At 41.9% G+C, this 16,178-nt stretch carries 13 protein-coding genes; 8 read left to right on the top strand and 5 right to left on the bottom strand.

Annotated elements, in window-relative coordinates; genetic code table 11:
* Window positions 1-125: 125 nt before the first annotated feature.
* Window positions 126-2,756 carry a bifunctional aconitate hydratase 2/2-methylisocitrate dehydratase gene (acnB, locus tag AC5JMF_RS08420; RefSeq protein ID WP_495795251.1) on the bottom strand — a complete coding sequence of 877 codons (2,631 nt, stop codon included), beginning with the start codon at window positions 2,754-2,756 and terminating at the stop codon, window positions 126-128.
* A gap of 308 nt (window positions 2,757-3,064) precedes the next feature.
* Between acnB and AC5JMF_RS08415 the strand changes: the two genes are divergently transcribed.
* The 7 genes from AC5JMF_RS08415 to AC5JMF_RS08385 all read left to right on the top strand — a co-directional run bounded on the left by AC5JMF_RS08415 (window position 3,065) and on the right by AC5JMF_RS08385 (window position 7,892).
* The gene (locus tag AC5JMF_RS08415) at window positions 3,065-3,382 is read left to right on the top strand and encodes a 2Fe-2S iron-sulfur cluster-binding protein (protein WP_495795250.1); all 318 of its coding nucleotides are present in this window, start codon (window positions 3,065-3,067) and stop codon (window positions 3,380-3,382) included.
* Between the two features lie 173 nt (window positions 3,383-3,555).
* Window positions 3,556-3,729: a DUF8621 family protein gene (locus tag AC5JMF_RS08410; RefSeq protein ID WP_495795249.1), complete on the top strand. Its 174-nt coding sequence runs from the start codon at window positions 3,556-3,558 to the stop codon at window positions 3,727-3,729.
* 117 nt (window positions 3,730-3,846) lie between these two features.
* Window positions 3,847-4,896, top strand: a complete 1,050-nt coding sequence (locus tag AC5JMF_RS08405; protein WP_495795248.1) for a DUF3326 domain-containing protein — start codon at window positions 3,847-3,849, stop codon at window positions 4,894-4,896.
* Window positions 4,897-5,033: 137 nt separating this feature from the next.
* The gene (locus tag AC5JMF_RS08400) at window positions 5,034-5,672 is read left to right on the top strand and encodes a CPBP family intramembrane glutamic endopeptidase (protein ID WP_495795247.1); all 639 of its coding nucleotides are present in this window, start codon (window positions 5,034-5,036) and stop codon (window positions 5,670-5,672) included.
* A 27-nt stretch (window positions 5,673-5,699) separates the two neighbouring features.
* The gene (locus AC5JMF_RS08395; protein WP_495795246.1) at window positions 5,700-6,047 is read left to right on the top strand and encodes a DOPA 4,5-dioxygenase family protein; all 348 of its coding nucleotides are present in this window, start codon (window positions 5,700-5,702) and stop codon (window positions 6,045-6,047) included.
* A 404-nt stretch (window positions 6,048-6,451) separates the two neighbouring features.
* The gene (locus AC5JMF_RS08390; protein WP_495795245.1) at window positions 6,452-7,420 is read left to right on the top strand and encodes a homogentisate phytyltransferase; all 969 of its coding nucleotides are present in this window, start codon (window positions 6,452-6,454) and stop codon (window positions 7,418-7,420) included.
* A gap of 4 nt (window positions 7,421-7,424) precedes the next feature.
* Window positions 7,425-7,892, top strand: a complete 468-nt coding sequence (locus AC5JMF_RS08385) for a tetratricopeptide repeat protein (protein ID WP_495795244.1) — start codon at window positions 7,425-7,427, stop codon at window positions 7,890-7,892.
* A 141-nt stretch (window positions 7,893-8,033) separates the two neighbouring features.
* Here the strand turns inward: AC5JMF_RS08385 and AC5JMF_RS08380 are convergent, their stop codons facing one another.
* The 4 genes from AC5JMF_RS08380 to AC5JMF_RS08365 form a co-directional block, all read right to left on the bottom strand.
* Entirely contained in the window at window positions 8,034-8,816 is a 783-nt protein-coding gene (locus AC5JMF_RS08380) for a peptidylprolyl isomerase (protein WP_495795243.1), read from the bottom strand.
* Between the two features lie 440 nt (window positions 8,817-9,256).
* The gene (locus tag AC5JMF_RS08375) at window positions 9,257-10,804 is read right to left on the bottom strand and encodes a beta-barrel domain-containing protein (protein WP_495795242.1); all 1,548 of its coding nucleotides are present in this window, start codon (window positions 10,802-10,804) and stop codon (window positions 9,257-9,259) included.
* Between the two features lie 143 nt (window positions 10,805-10,947).
* Window positions 10,948-14,049 carry an ABC transporter transmembrane domain-containing protein gene (locus tag AC5JMF_RS08370; RefSeq protein WP_495795241.1) on the bottom strand — a complete coding sequence of 1,034 codons (3,102 nt, stop codon included), beginning with the start codon at window positions 14,047-14,049 and terminating at the stop codon, window positions 10,948-10,950.
* Window positions 14,050-14,195: 146 nt separating this feature from the next.
* Complete coding sequence (locus AC5JMF_RS08365; protein WP_495795240.1) at window positions 14,196-14,795, bottom strand: helix-turn-helix domain-containing protein; 600 nt, start codon at window positions 14,793-14,795, stop codon at window positions 14,196-14,198.
* Window positions 14,796-14,834: 39 nt separating this feature from the next.
* On the opposite strand from AC5JMF_RS08365, the gene AC5JMF_RS08360 reads away from it, so the two are divergent.
* On the top strand, window positions 14,835-15,101 hold the full coding sequence (locus tag AC5JMF_RS08360; RefSeq protein WP_495795239.1) for a hypothetical protein: 267 nt from the start codon (window positions 14,835-14,837) through the stop codon (window positions 15,099-15,101).
* Window positions 15,102-16,178: the final 1,077 nt, after the last annotated feature.

Genomic DNA, 16,178 nt, shown 5'->3' with positions numbered 1-16,178 from the left:
AGAATAGAGATTTTCTATTAAGTTAAATATAACCAAATTTTACCACTGAGCTAAGCTAAAAGTGAGTTTTGAAAAAATCCCCCTAATAATAAACATCTGGTGGGTCAACACCCACCAGAATTAAACTATACCAATAAAGCTTGTTCCTCCTTAGTAATCACTCGTCCTTCATCTTCAAAACCAGCGATTTGATCGAAGTTCAAATACTGATATAAATCATCAGCAAAAGGATTAATCTTCTTCGCCACAATATCTAAATATTCTTGCACTGTGGGAATCCTACCCAACAGCGCACAAACTGCGGCTAATTCAGCTGAACCAAGATATACCCGTGCATCTTTACCCATGCGATTATTAAAGTTGCGGGTAGAGGTAGAAAATACTGTTGTGCCATCAGCAACTCGCGCCTGATTTCCCATACACAAACTGCATCCTGGCATTTCTGTCCTAGCACCTGCCGCCCCAAAAACGCTGTACACACCTTCTTCTTTCAATTGATGTTCATCCATGCGTGTTGGTGGTGCTATCCATAGGCGAGTTTTCACCTCTCCTGCACCTTCCAAAACTTGAGCTGTGGCGCGATAATGACCGATATTTGTCATGCAAGAACCAACGAATACTTCTTGCACTGGATCATTTGCAACTTCCGATAACAATTTCACATTATCGGGGTCATTGGGAGCTGCAACAATTGGTTCTTTAATTGTGTTCAAATCAATTTCAATGATTTCGGCATACTCGGCATCTGCATCGGCTGCTAATAATACGGGATTTGCTAACCATGCCTCCATTTTGGCAATTCGTCGTAGCATAGTACGCTCATCGTGATAGCCCCGTGCGATCATATTTTTTAACAGTGCAATGTTAGAACGCAGATATTCAGCAATTGTTTCTTGACTAAGCTTAATTGTACAGCCGGCACAAGAACGTTCTGCGGAAGCGTCGGTGAGTTCAAAGGCTTGTTCTACTTTTAAGTCTGGCAAACCTTCAATTTCCATAATCCGTCCAGAGAAGATGTTTTTCTTATTTTGCTTCTCTACTGTTAGCAATCCTTTTTGGATGGCAACATATGGAATGGCGTTAACAATATCTCGCAAGGTGATACCGGGTTGTAATTCACCTTTGAAACGTACCAAAACTGACTCCGGCATATCTAAAGGCATGACACCTAAAGCTGCGGCAAATGCGACTAAGCCAGAACCAGCGGGGAAGGAAATACCCAAGGGGAAACGTGTGTGAGAGTCGCCACCAGTTCCCACGGTGTCGGGTAACAGCATCCGGTTCAGCCAAGAGTGAATGATGCCATCACCGGGACGGAGGGCGACGCCGCCACGTTGGGCGAAAAAGTCTGGAAGTTCGTGATGAGTTTTGATATCAACTGGTTTGGGATATGCAGCGGTATGACAGAAGCTTTGCATTACTAAGTCTGCACTGAAACCTAGACAGGCGAGTTCTTTTAATTCGTCGCGGGTCATGGGGCCTGTGGTATCTTGGGAACCAACGGTAGTCATGATTGGCTCACAGGATGTACCGGGACGTACACCGGATAATCCGCAGGCTTTGCCGACAATTTTCTGCGCTAGGGTGTAGCCTTTGCCTGTATCAGTTGGTTGTTGGGGACGGATGAAGACGGTACTGGGTTCTAAGTCGAGTGCTTGCCGAGTTTTGTCGGTGAGGGTACGCCCAATCAGTAGGGGGATACGTCCGCCGGCGCGGACTTCGTCGAGAATGGTGTCGGGTTTGAGGGTAAAGGTGGAAATGACTTCGCCAGCAGCGTTGGTGATTTCGCCTTTGTAGGGATGGATGGTAATCACCATGCCCGTTTCTAACTTAGTAACATCACACTGGATAGGCAAAGCACCGGCATCTTCAGCGGTGTTGAAAAAGATCGGCGCGATCGCACTACCTAAAATATACCCCCCGGCGCGTTTGTTTGGTACAAAAGGTATGTCATTTCCCATATGCCACAGTACTGAGTTGATGGCAGATTTCCGGGAGGAACCTGTGCCAACCACATTACCTACGTAAGCAACAGGATGTCCTTGCTGCTTTAACTTGGCAATAGTTTCTAAGCTTCCTGGTTGCCGTGACTCTAGCATTGCCAGGGCGTGTAAGGGAATATCGGGACGAGTTGTGGCGTGGGTGGCGGGGGATAAATCGTCGGTGTTAGTTTCACCAGACACTTTAAAAACGGTGACGGTGATGGCTTCTGGTACTGTTGCGCGACTAGTAAACCATTCAGCCTCTGCCCAAGAGTCAATTACCCGCTTGGCGAAAGGATTAGTTTTCGATAGTTCTAAAACGTCGTGAAAAGCATCGTACACCAGCAAGATTTTACTTAAAGCGGTGGCGGCGTATGCTGCAATTGGTTCTTTACCTTGTCCACCCATCACCAAGGGTGTTTCGGAGGACGCCGATACGGATACGGTGGGAAATTGCAATAAATCGATTAAAGCTTGCACATTGTAACCGCCAACCATAGTCCCCAGCAATTCTACCGCTTCGATGGGCGAAATTAAGGAGCTGGTAACTTCCTCCTTGGCAATGGCGGTTAGAAATCCGGCTTTGACATAAGCAGCAGCATCAACACCAGGGGGAATGCGATCGCGCAATAAATGCAATAATACATCTTCCTCACCCTCTGGCGGGTGTTTCAATAATTCACACAACTCTGATGTTTGTTTTGCATCCAAAGGCAAGGGAGGAATCCCTAGTGCTGCTCTTTGGGTGACGTGTTGACGATATAATTCCAGCATTCTGAACTCCAAATATCTTGTTGGGGACTGGGGATTGGGGAGATGAGGGGGATGAGGGAGACGCGGGGACGCGGGGACGCGGAGAATAATCAATAATAAATGACGAGTGACAATTCTCAATTCCCAATTCCCCAATCCTACTTTAAGTTTTTTGTCTGGCAAGGACTTATAATTATCACTGTATAGCCATTTTTGCCAATAAATGCTGTTTGCAAATAATTCTCTTTTCTCATGTTTTAACTTGTTTGTGTGTCTATTTATCAGATAATATATTTCACCTGTTGGCTGCGTCACGTTCATAATTGTATATGTCTAAAACCTACACAGTAGAAATTCATCACCAAGGCAAAATTCATACTTTGCAAGTTCCGGAAAACGAAACGATTTTATCAGTTGCAGATGCTGCTGGTTTAGATTTGCCAAGTTCTTGTCATGCAGGTGTTTGCACCACTTGTGCTGGTCAAATAACTGAGGGAAATGTAGATCAGGCTGATGGCATGGGTGTGAGTCCAGAACTGCAAAAGCAAGGATATGTATTGCTTTGTGTAGCTAAACCACTTTCTGATTTAAAAATTGCAACTGAGAAAGAAGAAATTGTGTATCAATTGCAATTTGGTAAAGACTAATAATCAGTATAAAAGGCAATTGTTGATAACTGATAGATAATTTCAGCTATTTTCAAAACAGTTACCCACGGAAAAGTCCCACAACCAAATATAAAAAATGTATCTTTCCCTACTCCCCACTCCCCACTCCCTACTCCCTTTTTCTAGTTAGCAAACAAATAGGATTGACTACAATGACAACTCATTTTATTACCGCAGAAATTGACCTGCAAGCAACTCCTACCGAGTTAGAAAAAGCAATCGAGGCAGAACTGAAAAAGCAGGGTGAACCTTTACGTTGGGCGATTACCTCAGTTGATATTGAACAACAAAAGGCTGCTGTTGAAGCTGTTGTGACTAAAAAATAGTCATTAGTTATTTGTCAATTGTCATTTAGCGATCTTCGCAGCGCTAGCGACGTAGGAGCGTCACCCATAGGGTCATTTGTTCTTGACTTTTGACTAATATCTAGAATCAAGAAATTTGTGAATCAACATCCATACACTGCTATCTTAATTGTACCAACTGGTATTGGAGCTGCTATTGGCGGTTATGCTGGGGATGCTTTACCAGTGGCAAGAGTCATAGCACAGGTATGCGATCGCCTGATTACTCACCCCAATGTCCTCAATGGTGCAAGTTTATATTGGAATATCCCCAACTCCTTCTACGTTGAAGGCTACGGGCTTGATAAATTTGCCGCTGGATATTGGGGTTTACGCCCCGTTCGCAGCAACAAAGTAGGTTTACTTTTAGACAAAGGTATTGAGCCAGAGTTACGGCTGCGACACTTGCAGGCAGCCGATGCGGCTCAAGCAACTCTCGGTTTGACCATAACTAAATATGTAACTACCGATGCCCTATTAGACGTAGAACTACGTATGTCAACATCGGGAGCGAGTTGGGGAACAATTGGCAACCCAGATAGCTTGTTGCGGGCTGCTGAGATTTTAATTGAGAAAGAGGGGGCAGAGGCGATCGCAGTTGTTGCCCGCTTCCCCGATGATATAGATGAAGCAGCAGTACAAAATTATCGCCTCGGAAAAGGTGTCGATCCCTTAGCAGGCGCAGAAGCCGTAATTAGCCATTTAATAGTGCGAAACTTCCAAATTCCCTGCGCCCATGCTCCTGCACTTTCTCCAGCGCCCCCAGATCCTAATTTATCTCCTCGTTCCGCAGCCGAAGAATTAGGCTATACTTTTTTACCAAGTGTCCTTGTCGGCTTGAGTCGCGCACCAAAATTTCTTATAGAGAAACAATTATTCACATCTCTACAAGAAGATATTTGGGTAGATCAAGTAGATGCGGTGATTGTGCCTGCCAGCGCCTGTGGTAGCAGTGCTTTACTGAGTTTAAGCCAAAAGCAATGTCTAATAATTACAGTAGAAGAAAATAAAACTCAGTTACAAGTTACTGCCCCAGCGTTGGGGATCAAATCCATGCAGGTAGACTCATATTTGGAAGCAATAGGTGTCTTGGTAGCACACAAAGCAGGCATCAATCCCTCTGCCCTCAGTCCCAAATTATTATCTTAGTCATTGGGAATTGGGAATTGTCATTTGTGATTCTCCGCGTCCCTGCGTCTTTGCGTCTTCCCCAGTCACGCCAGTTCGCTCAACGGAGGACGCCTCCGCACGCGACTGGCTCCCCAGTCCCCATTCCTCCAAAACCCGTGGTTGAACAAAAAAAGCAAGACCCAGAAATGCCATATCTAACACGCTTCCAAGTACTTGGGGCGATGGGAGCGACTGCCATAATTTTTTTGATAGTCGCTAAATTGTCGTTATACTTTGGTAACTTTCCCTTATTTTCCTGGCGTTGGGATCAAAAAGCGCTGCTGTGGGGCATAGGGTTAGGATTCATCATTACTGCTTTGAGTGGTGTAGCTTATCGCTTGTCCCCTCCTTACCGCAAAAGTGCAGATTACTACCTAGAAATAGTACTAAAGCCACTGGCTTTACCAGACTTAATTTGGCTGGGATTATTACCTGGTTTAAGTGAAGAATTATTATTTCGAGGTGTGATGTTGCCTGGTTTAAGTGAAGAATTATTATTTCGAGGTGTGATGTTGCCTGCTTTGGGTTCTGATGATGTAGCTGTGATTCTATCCAGCCTTTGTTTTGGCATCTTGCACCTCAGTGGTTCTCAACAATGGCCTTATGTAATTTGGGCAACAATCATCGGCGTAATCCTGGGATATAGCACTTTGCTCAGTGGTAACTTATTAGTGCCGATTCTCGCTCACATAACTACAAATTGGATTTCTAGCTGTTTGTGGAAAATATGGCGGTTATCTGGTGTTAAGAGCTAGTATTCGGCACATAGAGGTAATGCTAAATTGACGGAAGAATCTATTAAAATCATTGTTTTTCATGCACATGTTTACTTCAGTTCAGTAAGTTTTGACGCAGCTTCAAGGGTACGTGAAGGATTGGGTGCAAGGTTTGATGTTCAACTCGGACACTGGCATCATCAGCCCATTGGGCCCCATCCACAACCGATGTACCAAGTGACGTTTTCAAGCGAACAATTTGGTAAAGTTGTCCCCTGGTTAATGCTGCATCGTGAAGGATTGGATATTCTTATCCATCCTTTGACAGGTGACGATGTGGCAGATCACATGGACAATTCCTTATGGCTAGGAGAGAAGTTAAAGCTTGATGTCGAGTCTCTCAGAGCTGGTTAATGCTTCGACTTCGCTCAGCAACTATTCCCTGTTCCCTGTTCCCTATCTGTTTCAAACGAGATGGAGGTTGCTCGGTATTAATTTCAACCGTAACCTCCAGGTATGGAGCAATTACAGTTATGCGGATTGGTATTTTCGCAAAAAGGGAACAGGGAACAGTGCCAGCGTAACGCACTGCGGTAGGGCTTATCGTTAAAATCTCTCCGTGTCCCCGTGTCCCCGCGTCCCCGCGTCCCCGTGTCCCCGCGTCAGTCTATATCGTTTTCAGGCGGACATGATATTCTGGCGTGGCAAGCTTTGAATGTTGGGAGAGATTTTAAAGTTTATTTAGCGCTAAAGCGCAACTACGAACATTTTCTATGACAATGATTAGAAGTAAGCCGGAATAGTTATCTAAGCTACTCATGAGCCAAAGTTCTCAAAATACCCCTTTCTCACGTAAATCTGTTCAATCATATTTCCATTGGTTTTATGCTTTTTGGAAGTTTTCTCGTCCGCACACAATTATTGGTACTACTTTGAGTGTGCTGAGTTTGTATTTTATTGCTGTAGCTATTAATCATAGTTATGATTATCTACTATCTCTTCCTAATTCCCTATTTCCTGTTTTGGGAACGTGGATTGCTTGTTTATGCGGCAATGTCTACATTGTGGGGTTAAATCAATTAGAAGATATTGAAATTGACAAGATTAATAAACCTCATTTACCTTTGGCATCGGGAGAATTTTCCCGCAAAACAGGGTTATTGATTGTAGTAATTACTGGCATATTAGCTTTAGTTATAGCTTGGCTATGTGGCCCATTTTTGTTGGGGATGGTGGCTATTAGTTTGACGATTGGTACGGCTTATTCTTTACCACCGATTCGCTTGAAGCAGTTTCCATTTTGGGCTGCACTATGTATTTTTTCTGTGCGGGGCACAATTGTTAATTTAGGGTTGTATTTCCACTTTAGTTGGGTGTTGCAACAAAGCCAATCAATCCCGTTGGTGGTGTGGATATTAACTTTGTTTATTTTGGTATTTACTTTTGCGATCGCTATCTTTAAAGATATCCCCGATATGGAAGGCGATCGCTTGTACAATATCTCTACTTTTACTATCCAACTCGGCCCACAAGCTGTATTTAATCTTGCTCTTTGGGTAATCACTGTTTGCTATCTGGGAATGATTATAGTCGGTTTGCTACGTGTTGCTTCGATTAACCCTGTATTTTTGATCATTAGCCATTTATTATTGCTGGTAGGGATGTGGTTTCGGAGTTTGGCGGTAGACTTAGAAGATAAAAGTGCGATCGCTCAGTTCTACCAATTCATTTGGAAACTGTTTTTTATCGAATATCTGATTTTTCCTCTCGCCTGCTTTTTAGCTTAAAACCATGCTAGAAACCTTTTCTCTCAGTTCTGTTATTGCTGCGATCGTAGTCGTTTTTAGTTTGGCAATTCTCGGCTATTTCGCTTGGAAAACCTTAATTACCTCTGATTTGTTTCAAAAAGGAGTCAATCTCTATCAAGCAAAAGATTACGCAGGTGCAGAGATAGTTTTTCACAAAGTTATCTCGCTTAACTCCACTAATGATGTGGTTCGCTTGCTATTGGGAGATGTCTTATACCAGCAAGGCAAAGTAGAAGCAGCAACAGAATTATTTCAAGAAGTAATTCGCCGCAGTCCCAAAAATCCTGATGCATATTTGCGTTTAGCAAATGTTTTAATGCAGCAAGAACGACAAAAAGAAGCCCAAGTCAATCTGTTACAAGCTAAGGATTTACTGCAAAAACAGCGCCAACCTGAAAAAGCTCAGAAAATTAGTCTTTTATTAGATAAAATGAGCGCTAAATCTAGCTAATTTTAATTACGAATTACGAATTACGTTAGCGCAGCGGTAGCAACGAAGGAGCGTCATTACGAATTACGAATTATTTAATGGTTTGTAGTAAGCACTTTAGTGTTTAGAAAATCATAAATAAAGTTCTTACTACGAACTTGATTAGGCTGGCTTCAGAATATCTTTAGACGATTGAGAAGTAGCATCCTCTGTAACTTTTACCACTATTTCTATATTGGTAACTTGTTGCTTTAACCAATCAGCAAACAAGTCTCCAATAATTTTTAGGCGTCGCGATTCGTCTAATTGAGGTTTAATAATTTCTTCAACTGCTATTATATGTACTCCTTTTTGTGTAGTGATTGGTTTCAGAATCTGTGGTGGATTTGCAGCAAAGACTGCTGCTGCTATCTCTGGTCTGAAATCGCTACGAAAACGGATGCCTTGATATCCTCCAGCACGTCTGGTTTCTGCATTTTGGATGTATTGACGAGCAATTTGTTGGAAACTGATTTCGCCTTCTTGTAAGGCATAAAATAGTTCTAAACCTAAGTCTTCATCATCTAATATAACTTCATAGGTGACTGCTCCCATATAATCTAGTTGGTGTGCATAAAAAAATGGTTCAACTTTATCTGCAAATAAGTGATTTGCTAACTTAGCAGACATCAGGTTAATTTGGGCTATTAATTCAAAATCATCTAGCGAAAGATGATATTTTTCTAACCATGTCCAAGTATCTTCTGCTTTGATGAGTTTGTTGGCTAAACGTAAGCTATCTGCTGCTTGTTGCAGTTCTTCTATACTGATTTCAATTCCTGCTTTTTCTATCTCATTTAGAATAAATTGCCGAGTAGCGATCGCTTCTGCAACACTCGGAATTTGACAAGAAAGTTTAACATGATAAAGAATATCTTCAGGAGAAACAGTTAATAATTCCGGCATCATCAATTCCTCCAAATTACTACTCTTGTTTAAGAGAGTTTGTCACCTTTTCCTAACTTTTTAATTATATACCTTTGTTGTATGCAACAAACGCAATCTTAATTGTTTTTATTAGACAAAAAGTATGTCATGAGAATAGATTTTTTAGATAAACTGATGCGGTGTTTAATATGGTTGAAAAGCTCACGCAGAGCCGCAGAGTCGCAGAGAGAAATACGAGAAATAGGAAATAAAATCCCTATTTGCTTTTTTGCATTTGCTGAAATAGACAACAAAAAATAATAAGTTTTTTGTAGGGGTTTAGCAATGCTAAATCCCTACTACTAATATTCATGGTGTTATTATTTCTGAATAGACGAAAATAGGAAAAACTGTTCCCTGTTTCCTGTTACCTGCGATGTACTGAGCGAAGTCAAAGTGTTCGCTTTTTTGATTGATCACTAAAGTTCTAAGCCACCACTTTGCAATTTTTTAAACGGATCTAAGATGAAGTCTACTACCCGACGCTGACGGATAATTACTTCTGCGGTTGCTGTTTGTCCAGGGGTTAAAGAAACGCGTTTGTTAGCGGCTTGGATGTAGGGTTGATCTAAGGTAATATCTAACTCGTAAGTTTCGATGTTGCCTTGGCTATTTTGTTGAACTTTGGAGTTAGGCGCAATCCAACTGACGCGTCCTTGCACTACTCCGTAGTCTTGGAAAGGATAAGCATCAAATTTGAGTTTGACTGGCATTCCTACCTTCAAAAATCCACTGTGTTCGCTGGGCATCTGTGCTTTTACAATCAAAGAAGCGCCTTTAGGTGCGATTTGAGCAATTAATTGCCCTGGTTCGACGACTGAGCCAGGTTTTTGAATAGGTAGCTCGAAAATAGTACCATCAATAGGCGATCGCACTACTCGCTGTTGTAATTGGAGTTTGAAGGCTGTAATTTGGCTACCAGTTTGAGCAATCTCTGATTGCAGATTAGTAATTTGTGTTTGTATGTCTTTAAGCTGTTCCTGATTTTTCAGCACTGCCAGTTTACCAGCCTGCACAACGCTTTGATAGCTGCTTCGCTGTTCTTGTAAGCGAAGTTTTGCTTGTTCTATATCGGCTCGTGCTTGAGTCATAGTTGCTTGATAGCGGTTTAATTCCTCTTGCAAGCGTAATTGAGCTTGTGTAAAATCAGAACTCGCTTGTTCTTGTAGACGTTGGCTTTCTTCTGCTGTCTTTTCCAACTCTACAACTTTAATTTGAGCGATCGCACCCTGTTGTAAAAGTTGCTGATAACGTCCTACTTCTGATGCATCTCTGCTTAAACGACTTTTGGCTAATTTTTGGGCAATTTGGCTGGAATTAATACTTTGTCTAGCTTGTTCTACTAAGGCTAGTTTTTCCAGTTTTTGTAAGTTGTAGCTACTCTGTTTAGCGTCAAGGTTTTGCTGTGCTTGACTAACTTGGGCCATTTTTTCCAATTCTTGAGATTGGTTTTGTTGCCCTTGAATGTTGTTCGTCAGGATAATTTGGTTTTTAAGCAACTCTAATTGTGATAGCCGAGTTTTTAACCCTTCTAGTTTTGTCTGCGTTTGTTGGAGTTCTGCTTGCAAAACATCAGATTCTAGTTCTACTAAAACCTGTCCGGCTTTGACATCTGCGCCTTCTTTGACACTAACTGTGGTGACACTGCTAGTAACTGGACTATCTAGTCTTTGGGTAGCGCCTTTAGGTTCTACACGTCCTCTAGCACTTCCTGTTTCATCAACTTGAGCTAGCATCGCCCAAGGTAAAACGATCGCGGCAAAGCATACCAAAAAATATAATACAGAGCGCGTCCAGACCTTTGGTAAAGCATCTAAAAGTTCTTCGGTACCGTAATACCAATCATTAGACTCAACTGCCGTTTTAGTGCGCGGATAGATATCAGCACTCACATTCTCAAACAGGAGAGATTCATCCTGCTTAGGTGAGGCGAGAGCGTATGATGAACTGTGAGATTGGTTTGACATGGGTTTAAGTAGGAGTAGGGAGTGGGGAGTAGGGAATGGGGAGTAGGGAGATGAGGGAGATGAGGGAGATGAGGGAGATGAGGGAGAAAGATAATTACCCAGTCCCCAGTCCCCAGTCCCCAGTCCCCAATCCCCAGCCTCTCTTACGCTGTTTGAGCGAGCTGTTGCTGGTTGAGATAGAAATAATGACCTTTTTGCGCGATTAGCTGATCGTGAGTACCGCTTTCGATGAGTACGCCACGATCTAAGACTAAAATCAAGTCAGCGTGACGCACGGTGGAAAGGCGATGAGCAATGATCAAGCTTGTGCGTCCTTGCAGAATTTTTTTGAGGTTATTTTGAATAATTCGCTCAGATTCGGCATCTAGGTGACTAGTTGCTTCATCTAAAATTAAGAATGGGGGATTTCCTAGCAAAGCACGAGCGATGGCTAAGCGTTGACGTTGCCCACCAGATAACATGCCTCCACCTTCACCAATTTGGGTTTCATAGCCCAATGGCATTTGCCGAATAAAGTCATCTGCCCCTGCTAGCCGTGCCGCTTCGATAATCTCTTCTAGGGTGGCTTCTGGATGAGCAATGCTGATATTTTCGCGAATCGTTCCACCAAACAAAAAGGTGTCTTGGTCTACAACACCCATCTGAGAACGGAGCGATCGCAGGTAGACACTAGTCACATCTTGGGCATCAATCAACACTTTTCCATCTGTCGCTAGATATAGACCCAAAATCAATTTGGACAAAGTAGTTTTACCAGAACCGCTACGCCCTACAACCGCAACGGTTTGACCAGGCTTAATTTCAAAACTGAGATTTTCTAGGACATTAATATCGCTTTCGGGATGATAGCGAAAGGTCACATTTTCAAAGCGAATGTTACCTTGTAAACTCAGTAATGACTGACGGGATTGATGTTGTAAATCTTCTTCTGGTTCGGCTTCTAAAACATCATTAATCCGCTCTGTAGAAATGATAACTTCTTGCAATTGGTTCCACAAAACTACAAGTCGCTGGAAAGGTCGAATAATGTTGCCAAGCAACATATTGAAGGCAACTAATTGCCCGATTGTTAATTGGTTTTGGATGACTAAATATGCCCCAAACCATAGTAACCCTGTCGTAACTAGTGATTCAATAGCAGAACTGAAAACTTGTAGCTGATTACTAATTATCTGCCCACTAAAGGTTTTTCTGATGACATTGTTTAGTAGTTCTTCCCAATGCCAACGTACTGTTTGCTCAATTGCCATAGAACGAACTGAGCGAATACCCGTGAGGGCTTGAATTAGATAGCTGTTCTCTTTAGCTGAGGCATTAAAAACTTCACGGCTGATGCGGCGTAAGAAAGGTGTAGCAACAAGGGCGAGGATCACAAAAGGCGGTACAATCGCTAAGCTGAGTAATGCCATTTGCCAGCTATACCAAAACATCAACCCTACATAAATAAATACTGTCAGCAAATCTAAAATGATCGATAGTGCTTCTCCTGTTAAAAACCGCTGAATTTTTTGATTTTCTTGAACACGAGAGACAATATCACCAACATAACGCGATTCAAAAAATGCTAAAGGTAAACGAAAGGTATGTTTAATAAAACCTACTAACAACGCTACACTAATACGGTTGGCTGTGTGATCTAATAGATATTGTCGCAATCCATTAATCCCAACACGGAATAATCCAAAAAGGATTAATCCTATACCTACAGCGTTTAATGTCAAGGTACTACCTTGAACAATTACTCTGTCTAATAGTAACTGAGTAAATAGGGGTGTAATTAGCCCAAACAACTGAATCAAAACTGAAGCAACAAAAACTTCTAGCAGTACTTGCGCGTGTGGTTTAATTAAATCAAAAAACTGCCAGAATGGTGTAATTGCTTCTTGGGTTTCCTTTAGTAAAGCTGTAGGTTTTAATAACAGTGCATAACCAGTCCAACCCGCTTTGAATTCAGCATGAGTTAAAGTGCGTTGACCGATCGCAGGATCACCAACAATTACTCGCTGCTTAGTGATCTCATAAACAACGATGTAGTGTTTACCTTCCCAATGCGCGATCGCCGGTAGAGATTGCTGTGCTAATTTATCCAGGCTGGCTCTCACAGGACGGGTAGCAAAGCCAACGCTCTCAGCCGCAGCAGTTAAACCCCGCAACGATGCCCCACTCCGGCCGACGTTGGCAATTTCCCGCAGGTGGTTAACACTAAAGCGCTTACCCCAATAGCGACTAATCATCACCAAACAAGCAGCTCCACAGTCCGAGGCGCTTTGTTGTTCAAAGAATGGATATCTCTTCGTCAAGCGTCCCCACAAATGCCACACCCTCACCGTTGGGTTAGGAAAGTAAGCTTTTTGGATCTTTTGTCTATTTTTCGGCTCCGGCTGGGCTTGGACATTAGGAATCGGGGAGCGTGAAGATAGCAGTGATGCACTCAAAAAATTTTCCGCGTCTTCTTGCCTAGTTCCTGGCTCTTGTTGCCGTTCTTGGAAGTCGATTAACTCGGCTAACTGCGGCCAGTGTTGTAGTGCTGTTTGCCAATCAGCATTTTTCAAACTATAAGCGATCGTTGGTTTTGTGACTTGCCAACTTCCCTGTTGGGGATTGATATAGATGTTACCAGGTGTTACTCTTCGCCCATCAGAGTGTAGCAACTCTCCCTGTCTTAACAACCAAAGCTTAATATCTCTGGTAATTTTGGTATTTAAAGAACCACTCGCCAAATTACGCCGCTCAAACAGAGATAACGCCTTGAACATCTCTTCTGTAGAGCCATTACGCGGAATTAGAGAATTGTGGCAACATAACAGCAGTAAATCCCAAAGTTGAGCGCTGGCTAAAAGGCGAGCCTCCAAAGGAGGAGCTTCGCTAACGCGAACAGTGCCAGATGCATCAATTACATCTAGCAGCACTTCTTGGTTGAGATAGCAAAGCTTTAAGTTTACAGAAGCTCTAGCAACATAAGGACTAAATTCCTCTTCTGGGAATAGAGTCATCTCACCAAATGATCCCCCAGATGATAGGGTGGTGATCAAGTCATTAGAACTATCCAGTAGTCTGACTTTACCGCTCAGAACAATATAAATTCCGGGCGTGGCTGTAGATGCTTGCCAAAACTGCTTTGCTACTGGTGGTTCGATAATCTCCAGCCCTCTAAAACATTTATCGAGATCCTCCTTTGACAAAGACTCACCCAAAACTTGAGTGAGATATTCAGTTAACTGTTGCTGGGAAAACGCTGATGGCATTTTCTTACCTCCAAGACAGTGTGAAGTCTAATTCGTAGTTGATAAATTCGTAATTCGTAATTAAAGACTGTTTGAGACAAGGTCATGTATGAACAAAGGGGAATTAAACCCCAAAATGATGAATTACGAATTACGAATTAGTTAATCTAACTATTGGTCTGAATCAGATTGAATGACCAATGCAGACTAGGTTCGGAATTAGATTGCAAATCGCCGATGGTAATCCCCGCATCCTGAGTTTGGTCAGGTTCTGGTTGATTAATGTTTTTACGCTTGGTAGAAAGTCCCATTTGTTTGAGCAAGCGGTTAATATGGCGATCGCTAATTTCAATAGCGAATTCAGTCGCTAAGTGTTTACTTAACCATTGAGCTGTCCAATGACTAAATGCATAGCCATAATCGCGTGGACTATGGCTGACCAATTCTTTTAAACGCTCAATATATCGATCATTTACTGTTTTGGGTCTGCCTATTGGTCGCTCGTTCCATTTATGCCCCATACCCGCTTCTGCTATACCAATCCAGTATCGTGCCATCTCCTGAGAACAACCTAAAATTTCACAGATTTGGGTTTGAGATTTACCTATGTCAGCCAGCAACATAATTTCAATCCGCCGACGATATTCTGGCTGTAAATTCGCTTGCAAGTTTTTGAGCAGCGCCTTCCGCTGAAAAGACGTTAAAAACTTGCCTTCTTGTGAATCGAGATTCTCAAAAGCTATGTCTTGACCGGAATAATGTGACATAATTTTTACCAGTTGCCGTCAACTGTAAAATGTGGATAAATGTTTCCATTGCAACTATCGCTAAATCTTAATAACTTAAGATTCACAGTTGCAGAATTAATTAGGCATCGTTGGTTAGTTCAATTGGTCACGGCGATCGCGCGACGAAGGGCGAATCCTCTGTTATCGGAGACGCTAACAGCAAACGAGCATCAAAGTTCCACGCCATACCAAAGGTGGCGCTTCGCTACACTTCGCCAAAGCGGCGTTCCTCCCACAGCTTTGGAAATGCGTACTGGCAAAGGTCAGAGCAAATTCCATCAGTAAATATAATTTTTCCTTTGCTCTTACCTAATCCCTTTTACACTTGCAAGCAGTAGTTAGCAACCCGACAAGATACGCAAAAATTTTGCTGTTAAGTTCCACAATGAACAGCAGTAACTGGTAAAGCACCTAAAACCAGTAATACTCACTACATTTGACCTCAATAATTGGACTAACTTTCCTTAAGTCTGATGTGACAATAGTGTTGGTTAAGACCATTCGCCCTTAAGTAATGATCGCAGGAAAGCACATCTGATTTTTCTAATGGTTCTTATTTTGAGGACTTGAGTGAACTCTACAATACAGGTTTATAGGTCAACCTTCAAAGTAAGGTAGTTAAGTCTTAATTACTAAAAATAGGTTGAACCTTCTTTCATGAATTGGAACCTAAGAGCAGTCAAGGTCAGGTATAAGTGTAAATCTACTTCTTACATTAGCCTAAAATTAGCTATATTCTCATCAGCAGATAGAGAGAAATAAAAAACTCTCTGATAGAGAAGCTTAGCTAATAAGTGACAGTTACTCACTGTTTTTTTCATGCACTGTTATTTATTTATTTAAAAATTCTCCTACATCTAGTCAAAGGTATTGACAGAAACTAGAAATATTCATCAAAAAATAATGATAATTTTACAAAAAATTTATAATTATTCTGTAAACGAAAATAATTACTTTATCTATTAAAAATTTTTAGTGAATGAAAAATTTGTCTTGAGGATTTCTTATGATTAAAATTTTTAGTAAACACAAAAAATATTGATAGCATTAATTAATTAAACCTCTATCCCAAGAAGTATAACTTGATATTTATTAATCTCTAACATATATGTAATATAAGTATCCATCTAGAGGATGAAAATAATCAACTTTTTGCCTAAGTTTGGTAAAAGGGACAGGGGGAGGCTGACAAGTGTAGATTTTTAATATTTTGCGTTTTGATCGACGCGGAGACGGGGAGACACGCAGATGCGGAGAATAATCAATTACAAATGACGTTAGCGTAGCGTTAGCGAGTCCGCGATAGTGTTAGCGAAGCGGTAGCGATAGCGTAGCGTAAAGCCTGCGGCATAGCTTCGCTTA

The organism is Desmonostoc vinosum (assembly GCF_059505385.1).
This window is presented reverse-complemented; position numbering and strand designations above follow the sequence as displayed.